Below are 24,506 nucleotides of genomic sequence, written 5' to 3' on the forward strand. Positions count from 1 at the left end.
TGGAATGCTGGTGCTCCGTAGCCGAACCTCCGGGGCGCACAAAGCTGCGCTATTGGCTCTGATCTACCTGCGCACGGTTTTGGCGAAAGCTTCTGGCGACCTTTCAAAAGGGGCTTCGCCTCGGCCTTCAGCCATGCTATATGGTGTCATCCCGCCACCATGCGTCTGCCTGGATGAGGCGGTAGCAAGGCGCATTACACAAGGATAGTTTTGGCCATGACATACATTAACTTGCCCGATATTCAGCAAGCTGCAATCAGCGACATCGACGAGACGGTGCTTCGGGCAGCAGTGCGCAAGTGTCTTGATGAAGAGCGTGTGGGGCCGATTCATGGCCTTGGGCTCAGTGACTGTGGCCCCTACGTGGGCACCAAGCTTCACGCATTCCAACAAGCGATTGCTGAGTACAGCAAGGCCAAGGCCCATGCCAAGCGCGAACGCACTCGACAGGACGCACTGTATGCAAGCAATGACCTCATTCACGCTGTGCAGCAGATGAAGGGTCGGCTCGAAACTGAGCGCCAAGAGGGCGAACTGTTCTTCATTGATGATCAGATCAGACCGCCTTTCCATTTCAGCAAGCGACTGTCAGTGCAAGTGTCATTCCGCTGGCGAGCGTCGCCGTCTATGGACTGGAAGCATGGGCACCTGACGTTCGTCTACGATTTCTCCCCTCAGCCCAGCTACACCCTGCCGCAACCCAAGCGCAAACCCAGCGCAGCGCAGGCAGCCAGGGATCTTGAAGACAGTCGGTACCGAGAATGGGAACGCTTGAAGGCCCAGGCGCTCTTTTCTATGAGAGAGTTCTTCCGCGATGGGGGCGATGGGGATGCTGTGCCTGAGGTGTTCGCGGTGAGGCCTAGTCCCTATGGCGGGGGCCTGAATAACTTCAGCTGTAATTTTTGGCAGCCCGAGAGGCCGGCACTCTAAATTCGAGCAGGCATCAGCCTAGGTTGCTACGGCCGATGTGAGTAATCGCTCGGGTACCAAGTCTGCATGGGCCGAGGAGCATTAGGGGGTTCGAGCTTCGACTGAGAATGCCTTGTTATGCATTCCTTCGCCGAGTAATCGGGAAGACAAATGGCTTTTCTTGAGTTAAATTTATTTCGTGTAGCTTGTATTTAAGCCTGATATCACTACAGCTAAATTGTCGAATTAGATTTTCCACTTCGATATCACTTAGTTCGTAGCTCCAGGGCTGAATTATAGAGCCGCCTCTAACTTTGTCGAAGCCATACTTTTGTCCCAGGGCTACGGTGATGGTGTTTTCTATTTCTGTAACCCAGAAACAATCGCCAATTGACCTGAAGGCGGCATGTAGATGAGTTGCTTTTCTCTTTCCCGTAAGGCCACTCTCCATATATTCGAGAGTACCCTTTCTATTTAATTTAGAGTAAGGGCTTTTCTTGCCATGGCTTCGCAGTCTTGATCTCAATCCCTTAGCTGTGCCCACGTACCATGAGTTCAATTCAAGTTTCAAAATATAGATATACCAATTTCTAATTTCTTCACTCATTTTCTGGGGTAAAATTGTGCATGACGATTAAAAAATTCGTCTAACACACTACCCGATTCGCACTGAGCATGTCTATTGCGAGCGGGTTACGCCGCACGGTAGGAATAGGTCTGCAGAGATCGAAGCGTCTCATGCAGATATCTACCGAGCGAGGGTAGCCCAAAAACGTCGGCTCATGGCCGATCAGGTCGGCCAGCTGACTGCTCAAATCCGACGCAAACGACTGGTCAAGTCGAATGCGAATGGGTGGTTAAGTCCATGCAATCACTCAGCGGCAACAGTTGGATGCCAATAGGGGATCTGTGAGGCCCCTGGCTTATCCAAGATAATCGCCACGCTTTGCTCGGCCCGTGTGACCGCCACATAGAAATCGGCTGCGGAAAGGGGCAGGAGATGCTCCCCTTTGCTGATGAACTTGCCGATGGGCTCGGTCGGATAGATCAGCACGCGGTTGAAGGTCTGTCCTTTGGACACCCCGAAGTTCATGTAGTCGAGATCGAACTCCTTGCCCGAGCTGATGCTATTGCGCAGGCACTGGGGTTGGAATGTCTCAACGTACTGACGGACGTGAGTCTTTCTCACGAGGAAAACGCCGTCGTGGGGTGTGATGACGTGATTCTGTGAGGTCGTTTCCGGAAACTCCCAGCTCGCCTCGAAGATAGTGTCGGAAAAGGTAGCGATTGTCTGGCAGCACCTCCATGTGACAGAGCTGAAGTTGATTTCCAGCCGGCCAGCTTTCTGCTGTTTTTTGAACCATGCAATGGATTTCGAGTAGGCGAAGGCCTTCTTCATTTGGCCACGAGGATTGGTGGACAAAACTGCCTGACGGACGTCCCCAACGAGCCTAATCTCTATGCATGTGCCGAACAGAGCCTCCAGAATGTCCCAGTCGTAACCTGAAAGATCCTGAACCTCGTCAATGAGTATTTCGTCGTAAAGGCATTCGAGGCGTTGAATCAAGGCCCCGCCGCTTTGGCAAATCAGTTGGTGGGCCAAGCGTGCTAATTCCTTCGCATATACACTGTCCGACGAATCGAAAAATCGATTCTCACCGCTGGCATATCGTCCTGGATCACCTTCGAAGTTGAAGCCTCTGCAGCGCTTGCCGGGGAATGCGAATGGGACGAAGGGTTTGACGAAATGACGCAGCAAAAAGCTGAACCAGCCAGAGACTTCCAAGCCGGGTCGGTCACCGGCATACCGCCTTACACGCTCGCGCAGCTCGATTTGGTTCGCCTGTGCGAAGGTGATGAGCAGAACTTTGCGATCGGCTGGTAACGCCTTGCAATGCTCCACCAGGCCTTGTGTCTTGCGAGCGCCCGCAACTGCCAGGGTCAGGTAATTGTTAGCCATGAATGAACGCCGCAGCCGCAGCCATATACGGTGGTGGTGTGACCGCCTCCTTGGATTTGGCGATGAGAAGTGCTGCTTCCGTTTTCTCTCTCGACATCCATTTCTCAAGGCTGGCCCGATCAGTGGCCCCGAGAATCTTGCGCAGAGACTCTTCGCTGTTGCACGCCCTCAATTGTGGCTCCAATGTCCTGCCCGCTTCCTTTGCACCAATGAAGAGCTCGCGCTTTCCTGTTTCGAGCAGTTCGCTGACAGTTTCCTTAAGGGTTTCTGGGTCTTCCCCGTCGTTGTCTCGAAGCACTGCAACTGGGCGATCGATGGCAGTACACAGTTCCAGGCAGCGCTTCAATGTCAGTCCGTGCATGCTCATCACATCAATCCCCAGCTCCATCGGGTGCTTACCGTAGAGGTCTTTGAAGAAGCGCTCAAACAAGATCTCGTCCGAGGGGCCTTCCACCAGGACGAGCTTGTGAGCCAGTACCATACGCAACGTGTCGAAGCCTGGCAGCTTTTGGAAATAGCCGACGGTGTCCGGATCAAGCGTCTCGATGTGAGATGCCTTGCCGCGATGCAGGAGGAGCAAGGAGCTCAGGCCGAGCCGATTTAGCACATAGGCACTGTGAGTCGAGATGAACAGCTGACGCTCGCCTGCAGCTTCCTCGATGCGCGACAGCAGCGTGGTCAAACTCGTATGCGACAGATGGTTTTCTGGCTCTTCGATCATCACGATGCTGGTGTGCTCGGACAGGCGCTGCATGGCCAGCGAAATCTTGATTGAGGCTTGCTGCCCTTGGCCTGCCAGCGCGAAAGGCACATGATCCACATGTGGTGTGACCGACCCCTCCCAGGAGGATTGAGCGCTTTGATCCATGGCCAGGGCCATCACCTGGTTATCCAGTGGCGCTCGAATATCCTTGAGGCGATCATTCACGCCACCCAGGGAGTTAGAGGTCATGGACTCTTTGATCTCGCGGTAATGCTGGGAGATCTTGGCTTTCTCGCTCGGCTCCAAATGGTCACTGAGGATCTGGCGTAGGTGATAGTCGACGCCTGAGGTTGAGCGGACGGTACGGGAATCGATAGTCGCAACGGCGAGCTGCCGGGGGCGCCGAGTCAGTACCTCATCCCCAAAGGTACGCCATTCAATCTTGTAGTACTCAACGGGTATCAGCGCGGTGGGGTTGATACGCCATTGGGTCAGCTCCTCGTCATACTCAGGGTTGGGGATGACCTTGAACGAGATACCAGGGCAGGCATTCGTCTTCCTATCGCTGTTGATCGCCCCGCAGAGAAACTGCAACTCTGGCCGATTTTCTAGAAATAGCTCAATCAGGATCTCTGGTAGCGCCGATTTTTCATCCCAGGCGCAGTCTTCCAGAAATTGATTAACCAGCTCTTTGTTGAACCAGTACGGGTTCAGCTCCTCCTGAGCGGAGCGACCACCGATACGCCCGTTGAGCGCGAGACCAATTGCCTCCATCAGGGTCGACTTCCCCGCGTCATTACCGCCCACAAGGATGTTGAGATCCCTATTGGGCAGCAGCGTGAAATCGCCGTAGATCCGATAGCCCTGTATTTTGATCTTCGTGATCATCTGCTGTCCTTAGGTGGAGAGTAGAGACTTAGGGTCGTGTTTTGTTTCTTTGGAACTCTAATCTTCCCATGTGTTTCGCACAACGTTCAAAAGGTGGGCTTACGGAGCTGCTGCTTGGACAACCAAGTTTGCTGGACTAAAGAAGTACAGCACGGCGAAAACAGCGAGCGCGCCACCAGCACGTAGCCATTTTTGAAATCGAACCTCCATAAAGCCGGGAATTACTGCACCGATACCTGCGCCTGCCAAGGCCAAAATTGTCCTGAATACGTTGTACTGGAAGTCTGACGGTGAGGGCACAAATAATGCGATCACTAGGATGGCTGTTAGAAAGATGGCGCCAAAAATAAATGCCAGAAGTTTGTCTACCATAATAAAGTTTTTTGCCTTTTGTTCGAAGCCGTATATCGGGAGTTGGTTTTCTTTGAACTTATGATAGATGCCTTCCCTCTTTTCAGGGGTAAGGTAAAGACAAACCATTCGTTGCATATTTGCATAAGCTGTTGGAGTTGGCTCTATGCTGGAAAGATCATGAACTCCAAGGTTATTAAACTCAGTCTTAAGAAGCTCCAAATGCTGGGGTATTGATTCGAGTATCGCAAAGCAGTCTTCGGCAAAGCCCTGAGCCCAATGCTTGCTGTCTCTTGCACCCAAAAGCTCGCTATCGCCTACAAAGGTTTCAGCGCTATTAAAATAGGCGGTAGCGGTTCTCTGATAAGTCAAAAGAGCATCGCGTTTTTTGGTCTTGTCCGCTCGATCTATTGAAAGAAAACGATGTAGTGAAGTAAGTACATCGCTCCGCAAATTGCTGAGTTTTGTACGGATTTCAACTACATTTTGCTCTCTTGTCATTTTGATGCCGCCTTGGCATCGGCAAGTGCTAAGGTCAGCAGGGTGCTGTAGTCCGAATTATCAACCCCATCAAAAGTTAAAAATTTCTGACCCGGAAAATGTCTTAGGAAGATCGTCAAAGCTTGGATTTGAGTTTTAGGCTCTTTTTGAACGAACTCTTGTGCCAAGCGAGCCAGTTGGTCTGCCGTCGGATGCCATTGCCATGGATGTAGGATGCTTTCGATTTTGGCTTTGAATGTCGCCAGTTTGGTCGTATTCATGTGTTACCCCCTCCTTGCCTCAGCTAGCGCCAACGCGAGCAACGTATTGAGGTCTGAGTTATCTGCACCCCGGTAGATCCACTCTCCAACCCCAGGGCAGTAGTTTTTAACCGCTTCAGCCCAATCAGACTGAGTGGCTGTCCTTCCAAAGTCCTTTATCCGCTTGATTGCAGCTGTGATGTTCGCAAGCTGAGCGTCAGTAGGCTGGGCAGGTGGAAGGCCAAATCGCATACGCAGGGCATGCGCTAGTTGTTGATCTGCATTCATAAAGCGTCCTTGTTCGATGTCGTTCCCTGGATGCAAAAGTCGGCAGCGAGGGCTAGATAACAGGCTTCTACAGCAGGGTACAAGCAGGCCTTTTGGCTGCCCGCCGTAGCGCTGTCATTATGATGGCAATTGCTCTCGAATCAATGGCCATATGAGGTTGTGACTCATACTGGAAGCACCGGCTGGCTCGGCAAGCCAGCTGTTTCGGCGGCTACAGTTGGAATAAACGATCGTCCACTCACCACGTGCTCGCAGGCGTCGCCTGCCTTATGAATCGACCACCGTTAGGGGCTGAGGTCGGCCAGGGGTAAGCTGGTCAAGCCAGGAATTACCTAGCCCAAGCTTGGCTTTGCGTCATCGTCTTCACGCCGTGCCGGACAGGTATCACGCACGTGCGGGCCCTGTGGTGATCGACGACTGGGCGCTTTTTTAGCGTGAGAAGCCTCAACTGTCTGTCTATAATCCGCGCATGTTGAATCCAACCGAAATCCGCCCAATCCTCAAGCAGTGGGTCGCGAAAGCGATGTCCCATGAAGAGAGTGACGTCTTCATCGAGGAGCTGTGCTTCATCGATAAGGCCAGACGCGCCGATCTCGTTCATGCCAATGGGAAGCTAACCGCTTTTGAGATCAAGTCCCATGCCGACACCTTGACTCGCTGGGAGGGCCAGCAGCAGGCGTATATGGCGTGCTTTGACGAAGTCTGGCTATGCTGCCATTCAAAGCACTTGGTGAAGGCTCTTGAGTCATGTCTGCCGAATGTTGGCGTACTCGTCGTCGATGACTATTCCGGCATGGCGATGATTCGAAAGGCGAAGCCCAACAAGCTCCAGGATAAATTCCACCTTACGGGATTTTTGTGGCGTAGCGAGTTGGATGCACTCGCGAACCAGCATGGGGTGCCAACGAAAAGTCGCGACCTCATAAAAGAAGTGCGCCGCCAGCTCAGCGACGCCCTTCCCATGAATGTGATCAGGTCACATGTATTGGTCAGCCTGAAACAACGTTACCGTTAGAGTAAGTCATCGGCATCGAGGTCATCGAAGCCGTCAGTATCTACTATGGACTGGATCATGGCGCAGATATGCTGATTGATCCTGAATCCGTTCCATGTTCCGTTGTTCCCGTAGCCGGTAGATGTGGCGACAATTCTGCTGTACTCGCGAGTGGCCCAGCAAAAGTCGTCGCCGTGATAACCCGGCAAACCTCTAATCTCCTGGGCAATTTCGATGTACCGCACAAATTCCTTGTCCGAACCTTTGCGTCGTTGCCACCATTCCGTTGGCGTGTAATAGCAGGCAAAAGGAAGCACAGGCATGCCTCGTATGTATTCCATCGAGGCGGTTGGGTTGGTGGCGGCGTAATCCCCGTAGACAATATCCGACTCTATGCCACTGGTATCGACCCTTGCTTGCCACGCAACGTCGTAGCAGGCGGAGGAACGTGAGGTGTTTGAGGCCGGCTTATCGATAGGGAAGGAGGTGCTCATCAGAACCAGATTTCGTATCTGATAGCTGTTGAGTTGACGCAGGGATACATTGAAATCCGACCCCGAGGCAGTGTTGGCCGGAGCTGTGGCACCGAAGTCCAAAATCACCGTCGCGGTGTCCGGGTTTTCAAGAGCATCCAGGATTGACAGCAATCTGTTCCATGAAGTGGAAGTGGGGTTTTCCGGGCAGGTAACCCTGATAGCTATATGTGGGAAATCGCTCTGGAGAGCCAGTGCACTTTGGATGACTGCTCGTTGGGGGTCGTCATCAACCCAGGAAACCACTGGTATGACGTTCTGGTTGATGCCTGCCACATCGGAGAAAAATCGACGTTTGTTCTCAAACGCGCCATGAGGATTGTGCAGGTCGTTGGTAGTAATGAATTCTTCACCAACGTCCTTCGTTATTCTTGAAACGTCTAGGAAAAAAGGATGCTCAGTCCAACTCGCTAGGAATGTTTGAAGGTGTCTGTCGTCGTCACCTCGCATGTCCAACAGCGGAGCCACGACTTCCCGCCTGTGGTCTTCCAGATTTATCAGCGCCTTAACGTCATTCTGACCAACTCGTAAACAAGCCACGTACTGCATCTTGCACTCCTTGCATGTTGTGAAAACCGGTTTCGCCGTAATGCTGAAGGCATGGCGAGTCACAGGCCCCGGCAATCAGCGAGCGTCGACATACGGAACATGTCGGTTTTGCCCACTGCCACTGGCCGACGTCATGCTCCCAGCGAGACGGCAGGTCGAGATTGGTAAGATAGCACTTGGCCACTCAATAGAAGCCTTAATGCGTTGTTTCTGGGATGTGGGGTGCGCGTATGTCCGATTAGTCTGTGGGTTACTCATAGTGGAGTTCACCAAACAGTCCGATCATGAGGTCACCATCCAGGATCTCAAAAGGCAGGGTGACGTACTGGTCAGGGTGCCGAGGTATGGCCTTTCCATCGTGTGGTGCATTCTTTGTGTGCCCTTGAACTTTTTCCCCGTTCTCCTTGATGTAGGGAAGCACGACGATCCGGCCATGGTTCCTGGATAGGATCGTGCCCTCGTGCCACAAGGTGTTTCCTTCATCGCTACTGGACTCGCCACCCGTGTTTTTCACCACCCACCGTGGTACCCCATCGTCCTCATACCAGAACACGAAGCCACCGCAGACCAGCACCCTCTGGCCGCGCATCCTTGCCTCGGCGAGCATTTGCTTGACGCTCGCTAACTGCAGCAACTGATTGGCTCGGGGCAGTAAGAGTGCGCGTATCTGCGCTTTGGTTCTTCCCCAGTGGTCGGCTCCCGAAAGACCAAACCCTTTGGCTGTCACTTCGCGCAGACAGATCTGCGAGCGTTTGGGAGACAAGGCTCCGATCTGTTCCCATGTCTGGTCATCGACACGGCGAAGGCACATGTTGAATCTCGGTATGGCGACTATTTCTAGGTAAGGCGCACGCTCAAGCTCCTCGTGGAGCGGTTGCAGCAAGCTCTCCATCGTATTGTGCAATTTCAGCTCTTGCGCGGGGAGCCGGGGCAGATTGGCGTTCCGCTTGATCGCCTCGCGCTCCATGAGCTCCTCTTCTCCCTGGATGCGGCGCGCCGCCGTCAGTGCTTTCTCGACTTTCAGGGTGGTTGAGCTCTGAAGCACAGGATCTGGTACCGCCTGAGCCACCAGTTCATTGGTGCGGCTGTTGAACTCGTCTGCCGCTTCCATGGCCTCCTCGTAGGAGGCGAAAACAGCCGCCCTCGCATGGCCACTGCCGTTATCGTAGAAGTAACGCTTCCAGGACAGCTGGGACTCGGGGAAGAGCTTTAGTGCTCGCAGCTGCCACGTCCATCCGATGCGGAATTGCCGGAACGGAAGAACTGCCAAGGTGGGCATTGAGTGGTATGGCATCTGATCTAGGCGCATCGATTCTCCCTGCTGTTTGCGTCTTAGCGTCTGCGGAAGCGCTGGAGCTGATCCTAGGGCGATTGATTTCCCCGACACCATGGATAGCACATTGCCAGGATGAGTCAATTTCTTGGCTAGAGGCCCCGTATTTCGGGGGCTTCAGGAGAAGATGAGCTTTGGAAAGGACTTTAGAAAACTGGTGGTTTATCCAGTATTAGGGGTTGCGCAGGTAATGTGCAAAAGCTATAATGCACATATACCAAGTTGCTTGGAAGGCATTACAAGTCAGCGTAATGTGCAGTAAAAGTGGGGGGTGAAATTGCTTGGGAATCCGTACAACCTGGCTGGCGTAAGTTTCCTAACTCACATGCTTGCTCAGCAATGTGATTTGGGTGTCGGTGAAGTTGTGGTTACTATGGGTGATGCTCATATATATCTTAATCATATCGAGCAAGTTAAGTTGCAGCTTGGTCGTGAGTCTCGCCCTCTTCCAAAGTTGGTGCTAAAGCGTAAGCCAGACAGCATTTACGACTACAAGTTTGAGGACTTTGAAATCGTAGGCTACGACCCGCATCCTCACATTCCTGCGCCCGTGTCGATCTGATCTGTCGAGGGGGCATTGAGCCTGGTGGAGCGAGCGTTTCAAACGCTTGAGGTGTGCCCCCCCCCCGGCTTATTGCCCTTCTGCTTCGATTGCCAGCTCTGCCTAGCGTATAAGGATTTTTATGAGATGGATCTGGTCGACAAATTGCGCCAAAGCCCCAGCACCCAGCTAAAATCAGTCGCACACCGGTAAACTTCTTGCGAGGCCGAAGTGAATAATGTTGAGCTGATTCAGCTTCAAGCCGAGCAGGTTTTTGGCAACAAAACGAAAGCAAATGCCTGGCTGACTCAGCCCAAAGTCGCTTTGGGTGATCAATCACCGATCGAGCTCGCCCGCAATGAAGCCGGTTATCTGATGGCCAAGGATGCACTTGAGCGAATCGACCATGGATATGCCAGCTAATCACCACCACGCCCGGCCATGCACAGGAGCCGTCGCGACGCCCATGACTGTCGCACCCAGTCGCTTGGGCATACAAAACACATGACTTAAGCCCCTGCGTTATGAGTTCTTGCTCCTGGGATGCTGGGAGCATGACATTCAACAGCATCCAATGCCGAACGACGCAAAAAGGCCGCCCGCCAAAAGCCTCATGTGATGCTCGAATCAACTCGGCGTCGTCGAGCTTTGCGCCATTCAAAACGCACACAGTGCAATTCACTTGGCGGAGGGCGGCTCATCAAGCGGGAATACCGTGTTCAAGACGGCCGATGAGGTCGGTGACGGCAATGACGCCGCACTCAGTATTGAGCACCTCCATTGGGGTCTTTGAATTCAAACCGAACGATGATGAAGTCAGAAATAGCTTCGCTGCCTGGACATCGCCTTCGAAGAGTTCATTGGCCGCGATTAGAACGCGGATCAACGCCGCCAGGTTCCGGCTTTCGCTCACAGAAAAATACCCTGCACCAGCCGCCCTCGAAAGCGTGCATTTTGGTATAGCCAGGTACTTACCTAATATTTCGCCGTCCAAAGGCAATACCCCCGGCCAGTTGCTCGAACAAACTGAATGACAGACAGTGATCTTCAAAATCGTTGACCTCTGCATCTGCCAAAGGAAGGTTGAAGGCCTTCATCGAATGATGTCGACGCCCATGTACTGCTTCAGTACGTCCGGTACACGGATTGAACCATCAACCTGCTGATAGTTCTCCAGTACCGCCACCAGCGTACGACCGACCGCCAGGCCGGAACCGTTCAGGGTGTGCACCAGTTCCGGCTTGCCGGTTTCCGGGTTGCGGAAACGCGCCTGCATGCGACGGGCTTGGAAGTCGCCACAATTGGAGCACGACGAGATTTCGCGGTATTTGTCCTGGCTCGGAATCCAAACTTCCAGGTCGTAGGTCTTGACCGCGCTGAAGCCCACGTCGCCGGTGCACAGCGCCAGGGTGCGGTAAGGCAGGCCCAGCAGCTGCAGGACTCTCTCGGCGTTGGCGGTCAGGCTTTCCAGCGCTTGCATCGACTTCGACGGCTCGACGATCTGTACCATCTCGACCTTGTCGAACTGGTGCTGTCGGAGCGAGCCACGAGCGTCACGACCCGACGCGCCGGCTTCACTACCAAAGCATGGGCTATGGGCGACAAACTTGAGGGGCAATCGTTTTGCATCGAGAATTTGCCCTGCCGCCAGATTGGTCAGTGGGACTTCGGCAGCCGGGATCAGATACAGATCGGCTTCGCCTTCACGAGCGATCTTGAACAGGTCTTCCTCGAACTTCGGCAACTGGCCGGTGCCTTGCAGCGCCGGGGCCTGAACCAGATACGGCGTGTAGGCTTCTTCGTAGTCGTGCTCGCTGGTGTGCAGGTTGATCATGAATTGCGCTAGGGCGCGGTGCAGACGGGCGATCGGGCCGCGCAGCAGGATGAAGCGCGCGCCGGACAGCTTGGCGGCAGTTTCAAAGTCCAGCCAACCGAACTTCTCGCCTAGGGCGACGTGGTCTTTGATCTCGAAATCGAAGAGTCGTGGAGCGCCCCATCGGCGCACTTCGACGTTATCGTCTTCGTCTACGCCGACCGGAACGGACTCATGCGGTAGGTTCGGGATGCCCAGCAGGATCGAGTCCAGTTCGCTCCGGATCGCGTCGAGCTCGACTTTACCGGCGCTCAATTCGCCCGCCATGCGCTCGACGCCCGCCATCAGCGGTGCGATGTCTTCGCCGCGCTGCTTGGCCTGACCGATGGACTTGGAGCACGCGTTACGTTCAGCCTGCAGTGCTTCGGTGCGGGTCTGGACGGTCTTGCGCTGTTCTTCCAGCGCTTCGATGCGCGCGACGTCCAGGGCAAAGCCACGGGAAGCCAGGCGATCCGCCACTTCCTGAAGGTTGCTACGTAACAGCTTGGGATCGAGCATATTGTTATCTCGCAGTTTAGAGCACGTCGCTTCGCATAGGACTGGGTTGATCGATAATTCGAACTTGATGTGAAATAGCGATCAGTTGCCCAGAAGCAATCCCAGTTCGATCAAAGCGTTTAAGCCCGTGCTGTCATGGACGTGTGCGTAATCCTGTGGCGTCCACGTCGCAATTTCAGATCGGAACACCTCCACCGATTTAAACGGCATAGTGGCCACGCCATCGAGCATTCCGACGCGTTTGTTGCTCCACCGGTCGAGGTCGTCCAGGCGAAGAAAATAGGCGTTGATGTCTACCGCGTAAATCATTTCGGCGTGAGCGTTCAGGCATAAAAACTCCCTTAGCAGTTGCAGAGCGGCACCCTGTCCTCGGACAGCCTCAACCGCGTTTATGTAGTGGCTAGCGCACAAGGGGAGCTCGTTGCGTGGATCAAACATTCACGTTATCCGAGGATGAATAATGGGGAAGACTCTGCAGAGCGTTCGCGAACCGGGACACAGGAGGCAGTTACGGTTACGATCAGCGTGCCTTACTGCATGCATTCAGCGCTTGAAAAGCCGGCAAGCTCACATGCTTCCGAAAGCCTCTGCCGGCCAAGATGTATAGGGCTTCTTCGCTTTCAAAAAAACATCCGTGGAAGTCTTTTTGAAATCCAGTGATGAAACTGTCTCGGGCTGCAATTCGCCCTTCGCTGTCGAATACTGCGTCGTGGAAGAACAGCACAGAAGGCTCCAGGCCCTGTGTTTGAACATCCTTTTCCTGAGTATCTGGGAGCAAGATGTCCAGCACTACCCAGTTCCGGACGATACAAAACCGCTGCTCCGCAAACTCCTCCTGGGCCAATTTGATCAGCTCTTCATCCCCTAATCGCGATCCCCCTATCATCCTTGCCGGGCCATAAAGCACATCTTCAATCAATTCGGTTTGCACACTGCTGCCTAGTTCTTTGGAAATTTTAAAGCTGCACGAAAGCCATCCAGCTATCTGCTGGTCTCGCATCGTGAGTATTGATTTAGCTTTGCCTACAGATCGAAAGGCTTGGGCTTCGTCAGTGGAGCAAGTTGAACTCGGGAATGGCGCCATTTTCATACCACCAATGGCAAACAACGTACCGACTGCCGTTGTACGTCTCGCAAAGCTGATACCCCCGAAGCTCATATACTCTTTCGACCAAGGAAGTACGGATTGTCTTCCCATCCGCAAAACGCCCTCTCGCTTCAGAAAAAACGACTCCAGTCACACATGGGGGATGGAATTCTGCGCAGCATAAGTAACCAGTAATCGGGACGCCAAAATCGACTTCCTTTGCGTCCAGCACACATTGTGGAAGCCCCATTTTTCTGCCTTTTTTGCCTGCAAACGCCATCAAAGGCGACATCAATGAACTCGGTCGAAACTGTCTAACGCACCGTTTTCGTGTAGCCAATGGGCGACGACAAATATCCCGCCATCGGTCGTAGTAACGACCTCATATCCCGCGCGCTGGCATCGCTCAGCAATAGCCTGTGTACGGATGGGAAGCCCTTCCGGAAAGCTCCTGGTGTAATCACAAAACAGCAGCCCAGTCATGCGCGGCGGACGCTCCAAGGCGCACAGGAGGTATCCGAAAACATCGGGGTCAGCGATGGCAGCTCGGGCTTTCTCTATCACCGTCGGCAATCTGTGCAACCTGAAGTCAGACAACGTTGCACCAAATGTTTTGATCCAGTACACCCCGGTTACCTTTCTCAACTGGGTCAGATTTCAATCGTGAAACCCGGAATGAATCCTGTGTCTTCCCGGGGATAACCTCTTGGATTTGAAATAATTCGGCACCCATCCAACTCGATATCAACAGCGCGATGTGTATGTCCAAAAATCCAAACGTCAGCCATCGGTAAAAGTGAATGCCACCGGTTTGTGTAAGCCGCACTTAAATGACCGTCATGCTTCTCCCCGGCTACTTCGGGGACTGGGCAATGATGTGTGACAACGATGGTTTTCCCATCGAATGGCTTGTTGAGCTCAGCTACCAAAAAATCAAAAGCCTCGCGATTTTTCTCAATCACGTCTGCAGGACGCAGCCGGCGAAAGTGCTCTTCGGCTCTGATCACCTGAAAGTCATTCATCCACATTCCGCATGTCACCATCGCTGCCACCGCATCGCCGGTAGAGGAAAAATCCGTCCACGACGTTGTCACCAAAAACCGCGTTTGGTTGCAAATCCAAACCTGGTTTTCCAGTACGTGCACATGCGGTGCAGCTACCTCCCGCATTTTGTGGAGCGTGTGGTCGATGTGGCCTTTGTAAAATTCGTGATTCCCGCAGACGTAAATGACGGGTTGGCTGAACGTTTCGTTCGCCCATTTCACACCTCTCGCCAGGACGTCGATGTCCCCGGCCAAAACGACAATGTCAGCATCCGTTGCAGGTGGGGAGAACGGGGCGAACTCGTTGTGCAGGTCTGAGTAAATTCGAATCCTCATGGGCTCGCTCGATCTCGATTTAAACCTATATTGATTAGACCCTAGGCACAGCTTCACGCGTGGTGAGTGCGACCTGCCTTCCTAACGGAGCAGATGCGCAGGGTTAAAAAGCCAGAAATTCCGATACTAGCACTAAATTGCATTTATCGGAACAGCTGCGATGTGGCCCCATCCTTGTCTTTTGGGACGAACATGTCGCTCACTAAACAGCTTGCCGCAGCGATCAGAGTGATCCGCAGGCAACGTGGACTCGGGTATGAGGATCTGGCCGACGTCAGCGTGCAACGCCATATCAGTGCGTTGGAGCAGGGCAGTGCCAACCCCAGCCTTGGCAAGCTGATGAGTCTTGCCGCCGCTTTAGACTTTGATCCCGTGGCTCTATTGGCGATATGCGTTGCCTTGCGAGATGGCAATACTCCCGATCAAGCACTCGAACGCGCCCATGCCCAACTGAGTGACTTCAAACACTTGGGAGGTATCAAGCAGCTGGAGAGCGAATATGCCGGAAGCGAACTGGTCAAGCGCCGCTCTGGGAAACCGACCAATAACGAAAATGCTGACGCGGTCAAAAAATTAAAATCTGAAGGGTTAAGCCAAGCAGAAACCTGCCGGATTCTTGGATTATCGAAATCAACAGTGCATCGCTACTGGCAAAAATGATTGAATGATTTGAGGCGCTACCGGACTATCTTTACGGCGTTAGATAAACGCAAAGATGTAAGCATGATCGAATACGGGGCGCGCTGGAGGTCTGCCAAGATCGACATCGGCACTCGATGATCACCGCCGGAGCTCACGCTTAACGGACACTCAAGCTGCTGGAGAAACAAGCCCGAGCTCAATCAGCGCCTTCACTTCCTCCGCCTCTACAACCCTAGAGATATCCGATGGTGTCCAAGTCGAAATCTCTTGCCTAAAAATTTCGCTTGAGCGAAAAGGCATCGTCGACACCGCATCGAGCATTACAACTTTTTTGTTCTCAAAGCGATCGACGTCGTCTAGCTGTAGGAAATAGCATTACGCATATGCAGAGTAGGCGAGCCCAGCAGACGGACGAAGATGCAGACGCTCGCGCAGCAACTCCAGGGCAAAGCCTGCGCCCCGGACAGCTTCAATTACAGTGATCAAGCGATTTGGACACAGCGGTAAATCATGTCGAGCTGCTCCTTGGATGAGCTCACTCGACGACTGGCGCTCATCGCGATCGATCTCGTCTACCCCAGGCTTTTCCATACTTCACCTCGGCCTTTGAACCATCATGACCTGAGGTGCTAGAGAGGTAAATCCCCCGCGAAACCGGACAACCCTGCAGAGATGCCTTCTTTCCAATACCTAGGGATACAGCATGAAAGCGCTGCCTTCATGCCACTGGCTAGGATCGATATCCGTGATGTCTAGTCCGTAGGTACGTAGCAGCCAGCGTGTTTGCTGGCCGTGATCACTTCCAGGCTCACTGCGACCGTGAAGCGCGATCCGATTGTTTACGAGGGCGATATCACCTGGTTGCAGAGCTACAGCGATCGCACAGTCAGCGCATGCGTGCTTCAGGGCGTCCATTGCCTCCTGCGCGGATTTCTGGCCGATGTCAGCAATCTGCGTGGTGCTGTGGCTGAACCGGATCCACCAGCTCCCATTCATTTGGAAGAGAAGCTGCGCATCATCGACATCAAGCTCGTCGCCCAGGATGTCTACCATTCCATCACGGAAGGTCAGCTGTGAACCAATGATGTACTGGGGCTTCTGAAGCTCATCGATATGCTCTTGGCTCAATCGCGTCATGAGGTGGTCGAGGGGCATCACCGTAGTCGGAACTTGCTTCGGGTTACGCAGTGCCGACAAGCACACGAAGTCTGGAGAGGGTGCAATGCGGTCATTCAGAGGGTCGCGGTACCCCCGCAACGGGAAGGTCACGCCATCCGTGTGCCCGCTCATCTTGTCCGCCGATTTGACTGTGAATTTACCTCGGCCAGGCGGGAACACCACCAAGTTCACGAACAGGTCGCCTTCGTTCTCGGAGCCGTAGGAAACCGTGGCGGAATTTATAGCCGCAAGGCACGCGATCGAAGTTACTCGGGCCAGGACAGTTCCCTCTGCTTCGGGCACCGGGCAAAAATCAATGGGGGTGTCGGGTAGGTCACCTGGCTGGAAAATAGCCTCCAGCTTCAGGCATGGCTGTGCCCATGCAAAGGCTTGCACCTCTGCACAGCTGCTCCCCCGGCTATTGAGCTCGCGTTCGATCGCAGGCTGCAGCTCACGCCCCAGATCGCCAGGGCGCGCCAAGTACTCAAGCACTTGCTCAAAGGTCACGTTAGCTCGCCATTCGCCGACTGCGACACGCACTGCTTCTGAAAAGATTGCCTGGATCAATTGTGTCCCTACACGCGCGAGTGATATAAAAGTGATGTACGCCGGCGTGATTCTCACGCACGATCCCACCAGCGACCAAATCCGTCTATGAAAATGCCCAAGCTTCAGCCTGCCGATTATCTCCAAGGGTGCGCTAGTTTCCTAGCCAGCCTTAAGCCATTCATGCACCTGCGGGAGACCTCCCAGGGTATTGAGTGCGAGATGACTCTGGCTAATGGCCAGCCTGTGGTGGTCACTGGCAAGGACGAGCCGCACCTGCTGCTTGGCTTGATGTCTGTACTCGTCGAACTGATTCCTCAAGTTCCAGCTGACGAACGGTCAGCTATGCCACCTGTCTCACGCACAGCGCCTGCAGATAAGCAGACTTTGGAGACGACCATGCAACCTACCACTACTACCAAAATCACCGATGAACGAACCCAAGCTGCCCGCTTGCAAATTGGTTTAACTACCAAGGTGTCGCTTCACCAGTTGGTAAGAGGCGTAGCACAACGCCGTGGCGTATCGCTGTCGATCGCTGCGCGAGATCTGTTGCAGGACGGGTTGACTCGATTCGACAAGGAATCAAGGACAGTAGCCCCTTCGGAGCTGCTGACTGATTACGAGCGCACTGCCAATGATTACGAAGGCGCCGATTCGGAGAGTTGGATTATCCGGGCTGACAGGCGTCTGGTGATGAGAACGCGTTTACGCGCAGGTGAATATGAACGCTCGTTGTCATCATTCACCAACTTCCTTCTCGCCAACGCGTTGAGCCATTGCCCTCACGCTGCCGCTGTGCGTGAGGCAACGACAGGTTCGAATACTGGTGATGAGGCTGTCGTAGAGGCTATCAAGGCCATCGAGCAGGTCAGTGGGGTCAAAGCTCGTGCTCTCGCTCCTCAGATCGATCTAGGTGAGCAACGCGGCCTGACCAACATGATCCTTGGTGGTTCGGTACTGGCGCCTACGCGAGTCCTTGCGAAGCTGGCCGTCGTTTTGAAGAAGCCTTTGGACGTTGTGTCGGTAGCCTTGGAACGTCGGTTCGCCACCCAATGCGTTCCAGCTTTCAAAGCGACTGACGGGAAACCTACCGTGCAAGCGGAACGCAAGGCTTGGAGTGTTGCAGTCAAAGAGCTTCAGCTGCCGGCTGAGGAGCAAGAGCGTCTCCTGAATCTAGAGGGCTAAGTGTGAATCCATTCGACCGGGCACGTCGGCAAGCATTCGAAACCCGAGAAGCCCTGGTCGGATTGGCCGCCTCTCTAGGTGGGGTCAGATCCTCTGAGCTTCTGGCTCATGTTGAGGACACGCTCGAAATCGCAATCGAGCGGTTGCCTTTTGGACACCCAGAGCTGGGTGGTGGCAGCGGGGTGCTCAAGCGGGAAATTCAAACCATCTACATCCGCAACGACGTGTCTCCAGGAGAAACGGCCTATCTCATCGCCCATGAGTTGGGTCACTGGTACCTCGACGGCGATCGCCCTGCACAGACGGTCGCTCATCTGACTAGCATGACGGATTCCTATGGGAGTCAGGCTACGGTGGCGGTGGAAGCATACGGTGCTCGTGAGCGCTTGGAGCTTCAAGCCAACGTGTTTGCCCGTGAGCTTCTGCTACCCCGTGGTGTCGCAAGCCAACTGTTCCATAGCGGTAGTGGTGCCACGGTCATCGCGGCCACTCTGGAGGTACCGCTGGAGATCGTTCGTCTTCAGCTATTCGACGGCATTTTGCTCCCCATATTGCCTCCTGCTCCACCTCCTCCTCTGCCGCTTATGACGCAGGGGCAGCACGATGCTGCTACCGCGTCCGAAACCTTCGTCAACGTTGTTGCCGGGCCGGGTACTGGTAAAACGACGACACTGATCCATCGCATCAAACACCTGGTCGAGCGCGGTATCCCTCCCAGCCAAATCTTGGTGCTGACTTTCACGAACAAGGCGGCTCATGAATTGGTTGAGCGCCTGAAGGTATCTGGCATCGCCGGAGCCGCCGACGTGTGGGCCGGGACTTTCCATGCATTCGGGCTCGAATTTCTTCGCAAATATCATCAGATTTTCGGCCTGGAGTCCGACGTTCGGCTCGCAGATCCGCTGATGCAAGTTCGCTTGATGGTGAGCACGCTGCCCAAGGTGCGGCTCAAGTACTATCTGAGGCTACAGAACCCGTACGATTGGCTACCTGGCGTCCTGGGCCATATCAAACGACTCAAGGAAGAATGCCTCACCGTTGCCGACTACAGAGCACGCCTGGCCGCACTGCCGCCCTGCGAGCCGGATATAGCCAATGAGCGCGAAGACATCGCCACCCTGTTTGAAGCCTACGAAACAGCAATGCGGGCTGAGCATTTGGTCGACTACGTTGACCTCATTGCCCTCCTTGCATCCCAGGCCAAGCGGGATCGAACAAGCGTTGCTCAGTACATCGATCATTTCTCGCACGTGCTGGTGGACGAGTATCAGGATGTTACCGAGGTGATGGTCGACCTCCTTCGGCAATTGGCTCACAATGCTCAATCATTCTGGGTCGTTGGCGACGTGCGCCAAGCCATCCACCATTGGCGAGGCGCATCGATCCGTAGCTTGATGCACTTCGACGCCACGTTCCTGAGCACCATTCCCGGAGCCACGGTGCGCCGTTACGCTCTCGACCTGAACCGGCGAAGCACCCCTGAGATCCTGGAGTTATTTTCCTGCGCAGGCATCCATCATGCACTGAATGACCGGATGCCTCTGGAGCCAGTCACGGCGTATCGTCCCTCGATCGGGGTCATACCTACCCTGTATGAATGCGACTCCAAGCCTTCCCAAGCCGTCACGATCGCTCAGCGCATCGATGGGCTGGTGCAGAGGGGTGTCCCGTACAGGGATCAAGTCGTGATCAGCCGTAAATCGGCAAACGTTGAGCAAATTGTTGAAGCACTTGAAAACCTGAATGTGCCAGTGCTGCACATCGGCGATGTCTGCCAGCGCCCTGAGATAAAGAAGCTGCTGTGCCTGATGGAACTGCTGTGCATGCGACAGCCTCGCTCACTGGTCGGGCTGATCTCTGAGCCAGCGTTTCGAATGCCCCCCCAAGACATTGAGCACCTCATATTCCTGACCCGCAAAGGCGCAGGCTTGAGCATGCAGCGAGGCCGGTGGCTATGGTTGCCTACGCCCGGCCTCTCGCCCGCTGGCCAGCAAGCCAAGTCAAATTTGGCGCTGCTGTTGAGAGGGCTCAAGCGGAATTCAAGGCCTTGGGATTTTGTCTCCAAAGTACTGCTCGATCAGCGCTACGGTCTACCAAACCCTGCTGATCAGACCATACAGGCCCACACTCAGCGCTTGGCAACATGGCTATTCGTCTACGCCGTACGCAATGGTGACGGAGATATCCGCCAGGCACGGCTTTCCCAGTTCCTGCTTCGTGAGGAGCTACGCCGCAGGATCGGAGAAAAGCTAGGGGATCGTGGTTTACCGCCTGAAGCGCGAGTCCTGGATGCGGTGAGCGTCATGACTGTGCATTCCAGCAAGGGGCTTGAGTACCCAGCAGTTCACGTCACCGATGTTGACGACGCGTCATACGGCGCCAATCGGCCCTTTGCATACGATGTGCGGGGGTTGGATCTCATCCCTCCGGAAGTGCTGAACAGCACCGGGTCAGAGTTCATGTTCGAAGAGCGGGTAGAGCGCAATAACCTGCTCTATGTCGCTCTGTCTCGGGCCCGTGATTACCTGTATCTCTATGAGATCAGCGGGTGGCCACGCCCAGTTCCGCTCAATCGCGCTGCTGCCACGAGTCTGGTTAAGCGCTCAGGGGTGAAGGTACCGCCCGCACCCCTCAGACCGGTGCCATTAGCTAGCAGCACCGTGTTGCCCACTGTGAGCTATGAGGCGTTCCAGGCCTACATGAGCTGTCCCCTTCAGTTCCACTATCGCTATGAGCTAGCGCTCACTGCCGAGCAGGAAATCGATGTCTCGATCCGTGCTCGCTGGGCGATTATGGACATGCTGTTGGCAGTGGCGAGGGACGGCACTGACCCCAATACAGCATTTCAATCCGCATGGACGTTACACGGTCTACCAGATAGGACAGAAGATCCTGGCTTGATGGATGATGCAATTGCCGCAGCCAAGCGCGGGCTGGTAGTGGTTAACAGCGTCGGCGGTGCCGTCGAAGAAGGGATGGTTTCCGAAGTCAACGGTGTGCGCATTGAGCTCCCCTGGATGCTCGCCGATAAAGGGCAGCTGCACTGGATTCGAGCTCAGACGGGGATCCAGTACACCCTGAGTCACCTACGGCCCATGATGCTGGATATCGATGGATCTCGAAGGCCGAGTGCGAAGATCTATTCCATTATCACTGACCAGCACGTGATGGATGGCCCTTCCAAGCAGGTCGCAAGCACGTCCGTGTACAAGATGGCTCAACGTTTTGCCGCAGGTGATCGATCTGCCTCCAGAGGTCGGCATTGTGGGCGCTGCGCGTATCTGAGCATCTGTGCCCACATCCCCTGATTGACCTCCCGTGACTCCGGTCTTGAGTGGCCGGCTTGAAGAGGCTGGTTTCCTGTTTACCTGGCCATAGGATGACGATGTGATAGGCAAAATTTTCAACGTTTTTTCTCGAAGGAAGGAAAACCAGTCGGTGGTGAGAAAACCACTGACGGAGGGATTCAGGCGTCGGACGCTCATGTTGCTGCGCGACGCAAATGGTGGAAGCCTGTATGAAACCCTTGAGTTTCTTCACGGGAAACTGGCCTATTTGGTTGGGCGAGTTCCGCTGACTCAGACCAAGGTTGACTCCATTGTGGAGGACGCCATGGAGTTCCTCCGTACGTGCAGTGACGCCCACTTTCTCGATGCTGTTGAATACATTGTCCATTCAGACGCACACCGTTGCTTGGGCGGTCAGCAAGAGAAGGTCGTGGATAGGCTCAACGAGTTTTTGAGTGTTGACGATCTGCCTTATTTCATCACCAAGCAGATTTGGGAGCCTTGGCAGAGTGACGACTTTCGCGGCCAATCCATTCGGTTGCTCGAAGAGTCCAAGGTGATTCCGAAAGACAGCCAGGTGATTCATGAGACAGCGATTGAGCCGGCTCTTCAGCTGCTTCGGCAGCCCGCCTTCCGCCATGCCAATACTGAATTCATGGCTGCGCTAGAGGACTACAGGCACCAGAAATTTGGAGACTGTGTCACCAAGTGCAACTCCAGTTACGAAAGCGTGATGAAAGTGATCTGTGGCCAGAAGGGCTTCGGGTATACCCAAGGCGACACCACCTCAAAGCTCTTGAGAACGATCATGGGGCAGACTCAAATGGATAGCTTCTGGGAGTCACCACTGCTGATTGTGGGCACTCTCCGTAACAAGCTTGGCTCTGCTCACGGAGCAGGAGAGAAGGCGAAGGTGGTTCCCGAGCATGTGGCAAAGTACGCGCTCAACGCGACAGCTTCCGCCATGGTGTTCTTAAATGACCAGGCTTATAAATAAAATCTGATTTTCCCAATGCTCAAGCCCGAAATATCACTTGCACAAAGGATTGTTATGCAAAGCTATAAAGATACGGTTGAAGATTACATTAAGAGGCACATCTTCTCGGAAACTGGCGAGGCGTTTCTCGATCTTTCGATTCAAGAAGATGTAATATATTCTGAGTTTGATTTCGTCGGTCGAATGCTATGTCAGAAGTATATAGAGGGTGATTCGAGCTTCTATCTATTAGATAGCGTGCGAGTCCAAGCCGCAGCTGTTCACGGCCATCAGGCGGTTTTAGTTTGTAAGGGTATGCTTGATCTGATATTTCGTACATCTGCTATGATGGTTGGGGCAGAGCGACGTCAGAAGTTTCCAGAGGATGAATTCTACGAGCCCTGGAGAAACAATCTCAGCTGCTGGTTTAAGAACGCGGAATTCGATTGGTCGGATGAAAGGTATTGGTGGCTTCATCGGGACGATTATAGAAGCGCTTTCGAAATTCTTGCCGAAGGCTTATTTGTATTCCTTGTGCTGCATGAAATAGGACATCTCCATAATTTACATGGGGACAGACGAGCCGGGAATTCAAAATCTGCACCTCCTTCCTCTTCTTCAAGCACTGATGAAATCTTTGTGCACGAAGCACTGGGTGGCGGTGAGGCGATGAGTGAGGCCGATAGGCTAGCTACACACACTCGTGAAGTGATCGCCGATACTTACGCGTTTCAGTTCATGCTTGTAGAGCTCAGGGAATGTTTGCTTCCGGAGTCGGAGTATGCTGATCGCGATGAGGGTGCGCTGCGCGCCCTGAACTTTGGTATGTGCATCTATATGGTTGCTTCCTTGTTCTGGGCGTTAAGCTTCCAGCGGCCAATGCGAAATGATACCCAAGAAGATGATTACCCCTCTCATCTTTTCAGACTGCAAAGCATTGAGGCTACCTCCCTTGAGCATCAGTTGTGTGGTGGTAACCAACAAATGTACCTCGGCATGCAAATTGGTATAAAGAATTATACTGAGAAGTTGATATTTGCCGCTGGTGATAAGGGCTTCGTTTCTTGGCGGATGACGGCTGACCTCCCTGCGAATCACGAGCACTATCAGAAAATCTGTGAAATGACGGATGAGTGGTCAAACATTAAATTTGGTGTGCGCAATGAAGACTGGCTGCGCTGGCCGTTCTGAAGTCTCGTGCAGATAAATCTAAATGCCCTCACGTTATGTTGGCATTACAACCGGCCACCCTCTGAGGTGGGGCATAGGCGGAAAGTTGCCAGGGGCTTTGGCCCGAGATGAGGCGGTAGCTAGGCCTATTACACAAGGAAAGTTGTGTTTATGACGTGCATTAACTTGCCCAGTGATCAGCAAGCTGCAATCAGCGACGTTGATGAGACGGTTCTTCGGTCGGCGGTACGCAAGTGCCTTGATGAAGAGCGCATAGGGCCGATTCATGGCCTCGGTCTCAGTTACTGTGGGCCCTACGTGGGTAACAAGCTCCATGGGTTTCAACAAGCGATCGCTGAGTACAGCAAGGCCAAGGCCCATGCCAAGCGCGAACGCACTCGGCAGGATGCGCTGTATGCCGGCAATGACCTCATTCTCGCCTTGCAGCAAATGAAAGGGCGGCTCGAAACTGAGCGTAAAGAGGGCGAGCTGTTCTTCATTGACGATCAGATCAGGCCGCCTTTCCATCTCACCAAGCGACTATCTGTGCAAGTGTCGTGTCGCTGGCGAGCATCTACGTCTGCGGACTGGAAGCACGGGCACCTGACGTTCGTCTACGATTTCTCCCCTCTGCCCAGCTATACCTTGCCGCTGCCCAAGCGCAAACCCAGCGCCGCCAAGGCAGCGAGGGATCTCGAAGAAAGTCTGTACCATGAATGGGAGCGCTTGAAGGCTCAGGCCCTCTTCTCTATGAGGGAGTTCTTCCGCGATGGCGGCGACGGTGATGCTGTGCCTGAGGTGTTCGCGGTGAGACCTAGTCCCTATGGTGGGGGATTGAATAACTTCAGCTGCAATTTTTGGCAGCCCGAGAGGCCAGCACCATAAATTCGAGCAAGCATCAGCCTCGTTAACT

21 protein-coding genes and 1 pseudogene are annotated in these 24,506 nt (G+C 53.9%); 10 read left to right on the forward strand and 12 right to left on the reverse strand.

What is annotated here, in order from left to right; all coding sequences use genetic code 11:
- The first annotated feature begins 216 nt into the window (after positions 1 to 216).
- Positions 217 to 930, forward strand: coding sequence for a hypothetical protein (locus JQF37_RS28400; RefSeq protein ID WP_204149883.1), 714 nt, complete (start codon positions 217 to 219; stop codon positions 928 to 930).
- Between the two features lie 850 nt (positions 931 to 1,780).
- Here JQF37_RS28400 and JQF37_RS28410 read toward each other — a convergent pair.
- From JQF37_RS28410 to JQF37_RS28425, 4 genes are all read right to left on the reverse strand, one after another.
- On the reverse strand, positions 1,781 to 2,869 hold the full coding sequence (locus JQF37_RS28410) for a UvrD-helicase domain-containing protein (RefSeq protein WP_204149885.1): 1,089 nt from the start codon (positions 2,867 to 2,869) through the stop codon (positions 1,781 to 1,783).
- Complete coding sequence (locus tag JQF37_RS28415; protein WP_204149886.1) at positions 2,862 to 4,460, reverse strand: AAA family ATPase; 1,599 nt, start codon at positions 4,458 to 4,460, stop codon at positions 2,862 to 2,864. Before JQF37_RS28415 ends, JQF37_RS28410 begins: the two co-directional genes overlap by 8 nt.
- A 99-nt stretch (positions 4,461 to 4,559) precedes the next feature.
- Entirely contained in the window at positions 4,560 to 5,312 is a 753-nt protein-coding gene (locus JQF37_RS28420; RefSeq protein WP_204149887.1) for a hypothetical protein, read from the reverse strand.
- Positions 5,309 to 5,572, reverse strand: a complete 264-nt coding sequence (locus JQF37_RS28425; protein WP_110725006.1) for a hypothetical protein — start codon at positions 5,570 to 5,572, stop codon at positions 5,309 to 5,311. The genes JQF37_RS28420 and JQF37_RS28425 overlap by 4 nt, the downstream gene beginning before the upstream one ends.
- A gap of 736 nt (positions 5,573 to 6,308) precedes the next feature.
- Between JQF37_RS28425 and JQF37_RS28430 the strand changes: the two genes are divergently transcribed.
- Positions 6,309 to 6,854 (forward strand): sce7726 family protein, encoded by a 546-nt coding sequence (locus JQF37_RS28430; protein WP_033897012.1) that lies wholly within the window; start codon positions 6,309 to 6,311, stop codon positions 6,852 to 6,854.
- Here the strand turns inward: JQF37_RS28430 and JQF37_RS28435 are convergent.
- Both JQF37_RS28435 and JQF37_RS28440 read right to left on the reverse strand, forming a co-directional pair.
- On the reverse strand, positions 6,851 to 7,915 hold the full coding sequence (locus JQF37_RS28435) for a hypothetical protein (protein ID WP_078473494.1): 1,065 nt from the start codon (positions 7,913 to 7,915) through the stop codon (positions 6,851 to 6,853). The genes JQF37_RS28430 and JQF37_RS28435 overlap by 4 nt on opposite strands.
- Before the next feature lie 250 nt (positions 7,916 to 8,165).
- Positions 8,166 to 9,224: a hypothetical protein gene (locus JQF37_RS28440; RefSeq protein ID WP_033897013.1), complete on the reverse strand. Its 1,059-nt coding sequence runs from the start codon at positions 9,222 to 9,224 to the stop codon at positions 8,166 to 8,168.
- Between the two features lie 304 nt (positions 9,225 to 9,528).
- Between JQF37_RS28440 and thyA the strand changes: the two are divergent.
- Positions 9,529 to 9,810 (forward strand): annotated as a pseudogene (gene thyA, locus JQF37_RS28445) (thymidylate synthase); the annotation flags it as partial.
- 210 nt (positions 9,811 to 10,020) lie between these two features.
- Positions 10,021 to 10,212, forward strand: a complete 192-nt coding sequence (locus JQF37_RS28450) for an MbcA/ParS/Xre antitoxin family protein (protein ID WP_204149888.1) — start codon at positions 10,021 to 10,023, stop codon at positions 10,210 to 10,212.
- 277 nt (positions 10,213 to 10,489) lie between these two features.
- On the opposite strand, the gene JQF37_RS28455 is transcribed toward JQF37_RS28450, so the two are convergent.
- From JQF37_RS28455 to JQF37_RS28475, 5 genes are all read right to left on the reverse strand, one after another.
- Entirely contained in the window at positions 10,490 to 10,840 is a 351-nt protein-coding gene (locus tag JQF37_RS28455) for an antitoxin Xre/MbcA/ParS toxin-binding domain-containing protein (protein ID WP_204149889.1), read from the reverse strand.
- A 42-nt stretch (positions 10,841 to 10,882) separates the two neighbouring features.
- On the reverse strand, positions 10,883 to 12,160 hold the full coding sequence (serS, locus tag JQF37_RS28460; protein WP_204149890.1) for a serine--tRNA ligase: 1,278 nt from the start codon (positions 12,158 to 12,160) through the stop codon (positions 10,883 to 10,885).
- A gap of 81 nt (positions 12,161 to 12,241) precedes the next feature.
- Positions 12,242 to 12,598 (reverse strand): hypothetical protein, encoded by a 357-nt coding sequence (locus tag JQF37_RS31580; protein WP_239142541.1) that lies wholly within the window; start codon positions 12,596 to 12,598, stop codon positions 12,242 to 12,244.
- Between the two features lie 82 nt (positions 12,599 to 12,680).
- Entirely contained in the window at positions 12,681 to 13,358 is a 678-nt protein-coding gene (locus JQF37_RS28470) for a hypothetical protein (protein ID WP_239142542.1), read from the reverse strand.
- A gap of 539 nt (positions 13,359 to 13,897) precedes the next feature.
- Positions 13,898 to 14,626 (reverse strand): metallophosphoesterase family protein, encoded by a 729-nt coding sequence (locus JQF37_RS28475; protein WP_204149891.1) that lies wholly within the window; start codon positions 14,624 to 14,626, stop codon positions 13,898 to 13,900.
- A gap of 192 nt (positions 14,627 to 14,818) precedes the next feature.
- Between JQF37_RS28475 and JQF37_RS28480 the strand changes: the two genes are divergently transcribed.
- Positions 14,819 to 15,286 carry a transcriptional regulator gene (locus tag JQF37_RS28480; protein ID WP_007897758.1) on the forward strand — a complete coding sequence of 156 codons (468 nt, stop codon included), beginning with the start codon at positions 14,819 to 14,821 and terminating at the stop codon, positions 15,284 to 15,286.
- A gap of 672 nt (positions 15,287 to 15,958) precedes the next feature.
- Here JQF37_RS28480 and JQF37_RS28485 read toward each other — a convergent pair.
- Positions 15,959 to 17,050, reverse strand: coding sequence for a TauD/TfdA family dioxygenase (locus JQF37_RS28485; protein WP_204149892.1), 1,092 nt, complete (start codon positions 17,048 to 17,050; stop codon positions 15,959 to 15,961).
- A 144-nt stretch (positions 17,051 to 17,194) separates the two neighbouring features.
- Between JQF37_RS28485 and JQF37_RS28490 the strand changes: the two genes are divergently transcribed.
- The 5 genes from JQF37_RS28490 (at position 17,195) to JQF37_RS28510 (ending at position 24,478) form a co-directional block, all read left to right on the forward strand.
- Positions 17,195 to 18,160: a hypothetical protein gene (locus JQF37_RS28490; protein ID WP_204149893.1), complete on the forward strand. Its 966-nt coding sequence runs from the start codon at positions 17,195 to 17,197 to the stop codon at positions 18,158 to 18,160.
- A gap of 2 nt (positions 18,161 to 18,162) precedes the next feature.
- Entirely contained in the window at positions 18,163 to 21,468 is a 3,306-nt protein-coding gene (locus tag JQF37_RS28495; RefSeq protein WP_204149894.1) for a UvrD-helicase domain-containing protein, read from the forward strand.
- A gap of 175 nt (positions 21,469 to 21,643) precedes the next feature.
- Positions 21,644 to 22,444, forward strand: coding sequence for an abortive infection family protein (locus tag JQF37_RS28500; protein WP_204149895.1), 801 nt, complete (start codon positions 21,644 to 21,646; stop codon positions 22,442 to 22,444).
- 54 nt (positions 22,445 to 22,498) lie between these two features.
- Positions 22,499 to 23,614: a hypothetical protein gene (locus JQF37_RS28505; RefSeq protein WP_204149896.1), complete on the forward strand. Its 1,116-nt coding sequence runs from the start codon at positions 22,499 to 22,501 to the stop codon at positions 23,612 to 23,614.
- Positions 23,615 to 23,764: 150 nt separating this feature from the next.
- Positions 23,765 to 24,478 (forward strand): hypothetical protein, encoded by a 714-nt coding sequence (locus tag JQF37_RS28510; RefSeq protein ID WP_204149897.1) that lies wholly within the window; start codon positions 23,765 to 23,767, stop codon positions 24,476 to 24,478.
- The last annotated feature ends 28 nt before the right edge of the window (positions 24,479 to 24,506 follow it).

The sequence above is a fragment of the Pseudomonas sp. MIL9 genome, assembly GCF_016887925.1.
Classification (GTDB): Bacteria; Pseudomonadota; Gammaproteobacteria; order Pseudomonadales; family Pseudomonadaceae; genus Aquipseudomonas; species Aquipseudomonas mohnii.

Coding starts and splice junctions, on each gene's coding strand:
- JQF37_RS28430 (WP_033897012.1), top strand. CDS start 6,309: ATGTTGAATCCAACCGAAATCCGCCCAATCCTCAAGCAGTGGGTCGCG.
- JQF37_RS28425 (WP_110725006.1), bottom strand. CDS start 5,572: ATGAATACGACCAAACTGGCGACATTCAAAGCCAAAATCGAAAGCATC.
- JQF37_RS28400 (WP_204149883.1), top strand. CDS start 217: ATGACATACATTAACTTGCCCGATATTCAGCAAGCTGCAATCAGCGAC.
- JQF37_RS28420 (WP_204149887.1), bottom strand. CDS start 5,312: ATGACAAGAGAGCAAAATGTAGTTGAAATCCGTACAAAACTCAGCAAT.
- JQF37_RS28475 (WP_204149891.1), bottom strand. CDS start 14,626: ATGAGGATTCGAATTTACTCAGACCTGCACAACGAGTTCGCCCCGTTC.
- serS (WP_204149890.1), bottom strand. CDS start 12,160: ATGCTCGATCCCAAGCTGTTACGTAGCAACCTTCAGGAAGTGGCGGAT.
- JQF37_RS28490 (WP_204149893.1), top strand. CDS start 17,195: ATGACTCTGGCTAATGGCCAGCCTGTGGTGGTCACTGGCAAGGACGAG.
- JQF37_RS28410 (WP_204149885.1), bottom strand. CDS start 2,869: ATGGCTAACAATTACCTGACCCTGGCAGTTGCGGGCGCTCGCAAGACA.
- JQF37_RS28415 (WP_204149886.1), bottom strand. CDS start 4,460: ATGATCACGAAGATCAAAATACAGGGCTATCGGATCTACGGCGATTTC.
- JQF37_RS28500 (WP_204149895.1), top strand. CDS start 21,644: ATGTTGCTGCGCGACGCAAATGGTGGAAGCCTGTATGAAACCCTTGAG.
- JQF37_RS28435 (WP_078473494.1), bottom strand. CDS start 7,915: ATGCAGTACGTGGCTTGTTTACGAGTTGGTCAGAATGACGTTAAGGCG.
- JQF37_RS28440 (WP_033897013.1), bottom strand. CDS start 9,224: ATGCGCCTAGATCAGATGCCATACCACTCAATGCCCACCTTGGCAGTT.
- JQF37_RS28470 (WP_239142542.1), bottom strand. CDS start 13,358: ATGGGAAGACAATCCGTACTTCCTTGGTCGAAAGAGTATATGAGCTTC.
- JQF37_RS31580 (WP_239142541.1), bottom strand. CDS start 12,598: ATGTTTGATCCACGCAACGAGCTCCCCTTGTGCGCTAGCCACTACATA.
- JQF37_RS28505 (WP_204149896.1), top strand. CDS start 22,499: ATGCAAAGCTATAAAGATACGGTTGAAGATTACATTAAGAGGCACATC.
- JQF37_RS28480 (WP_007897758.1), top strand. CDS start 14,819: ATGTCGCTCACTAAACAGCTTGCCGCAGCGATCAGAGTGATCCGCAGG.
- JQF37_RS28510 (WP_204149897.1), top strand. CDS start 23,765: ATGACGTGCATTAACTTGCCCAGTGATCAGCAAGCTGCAATCAGCGAC.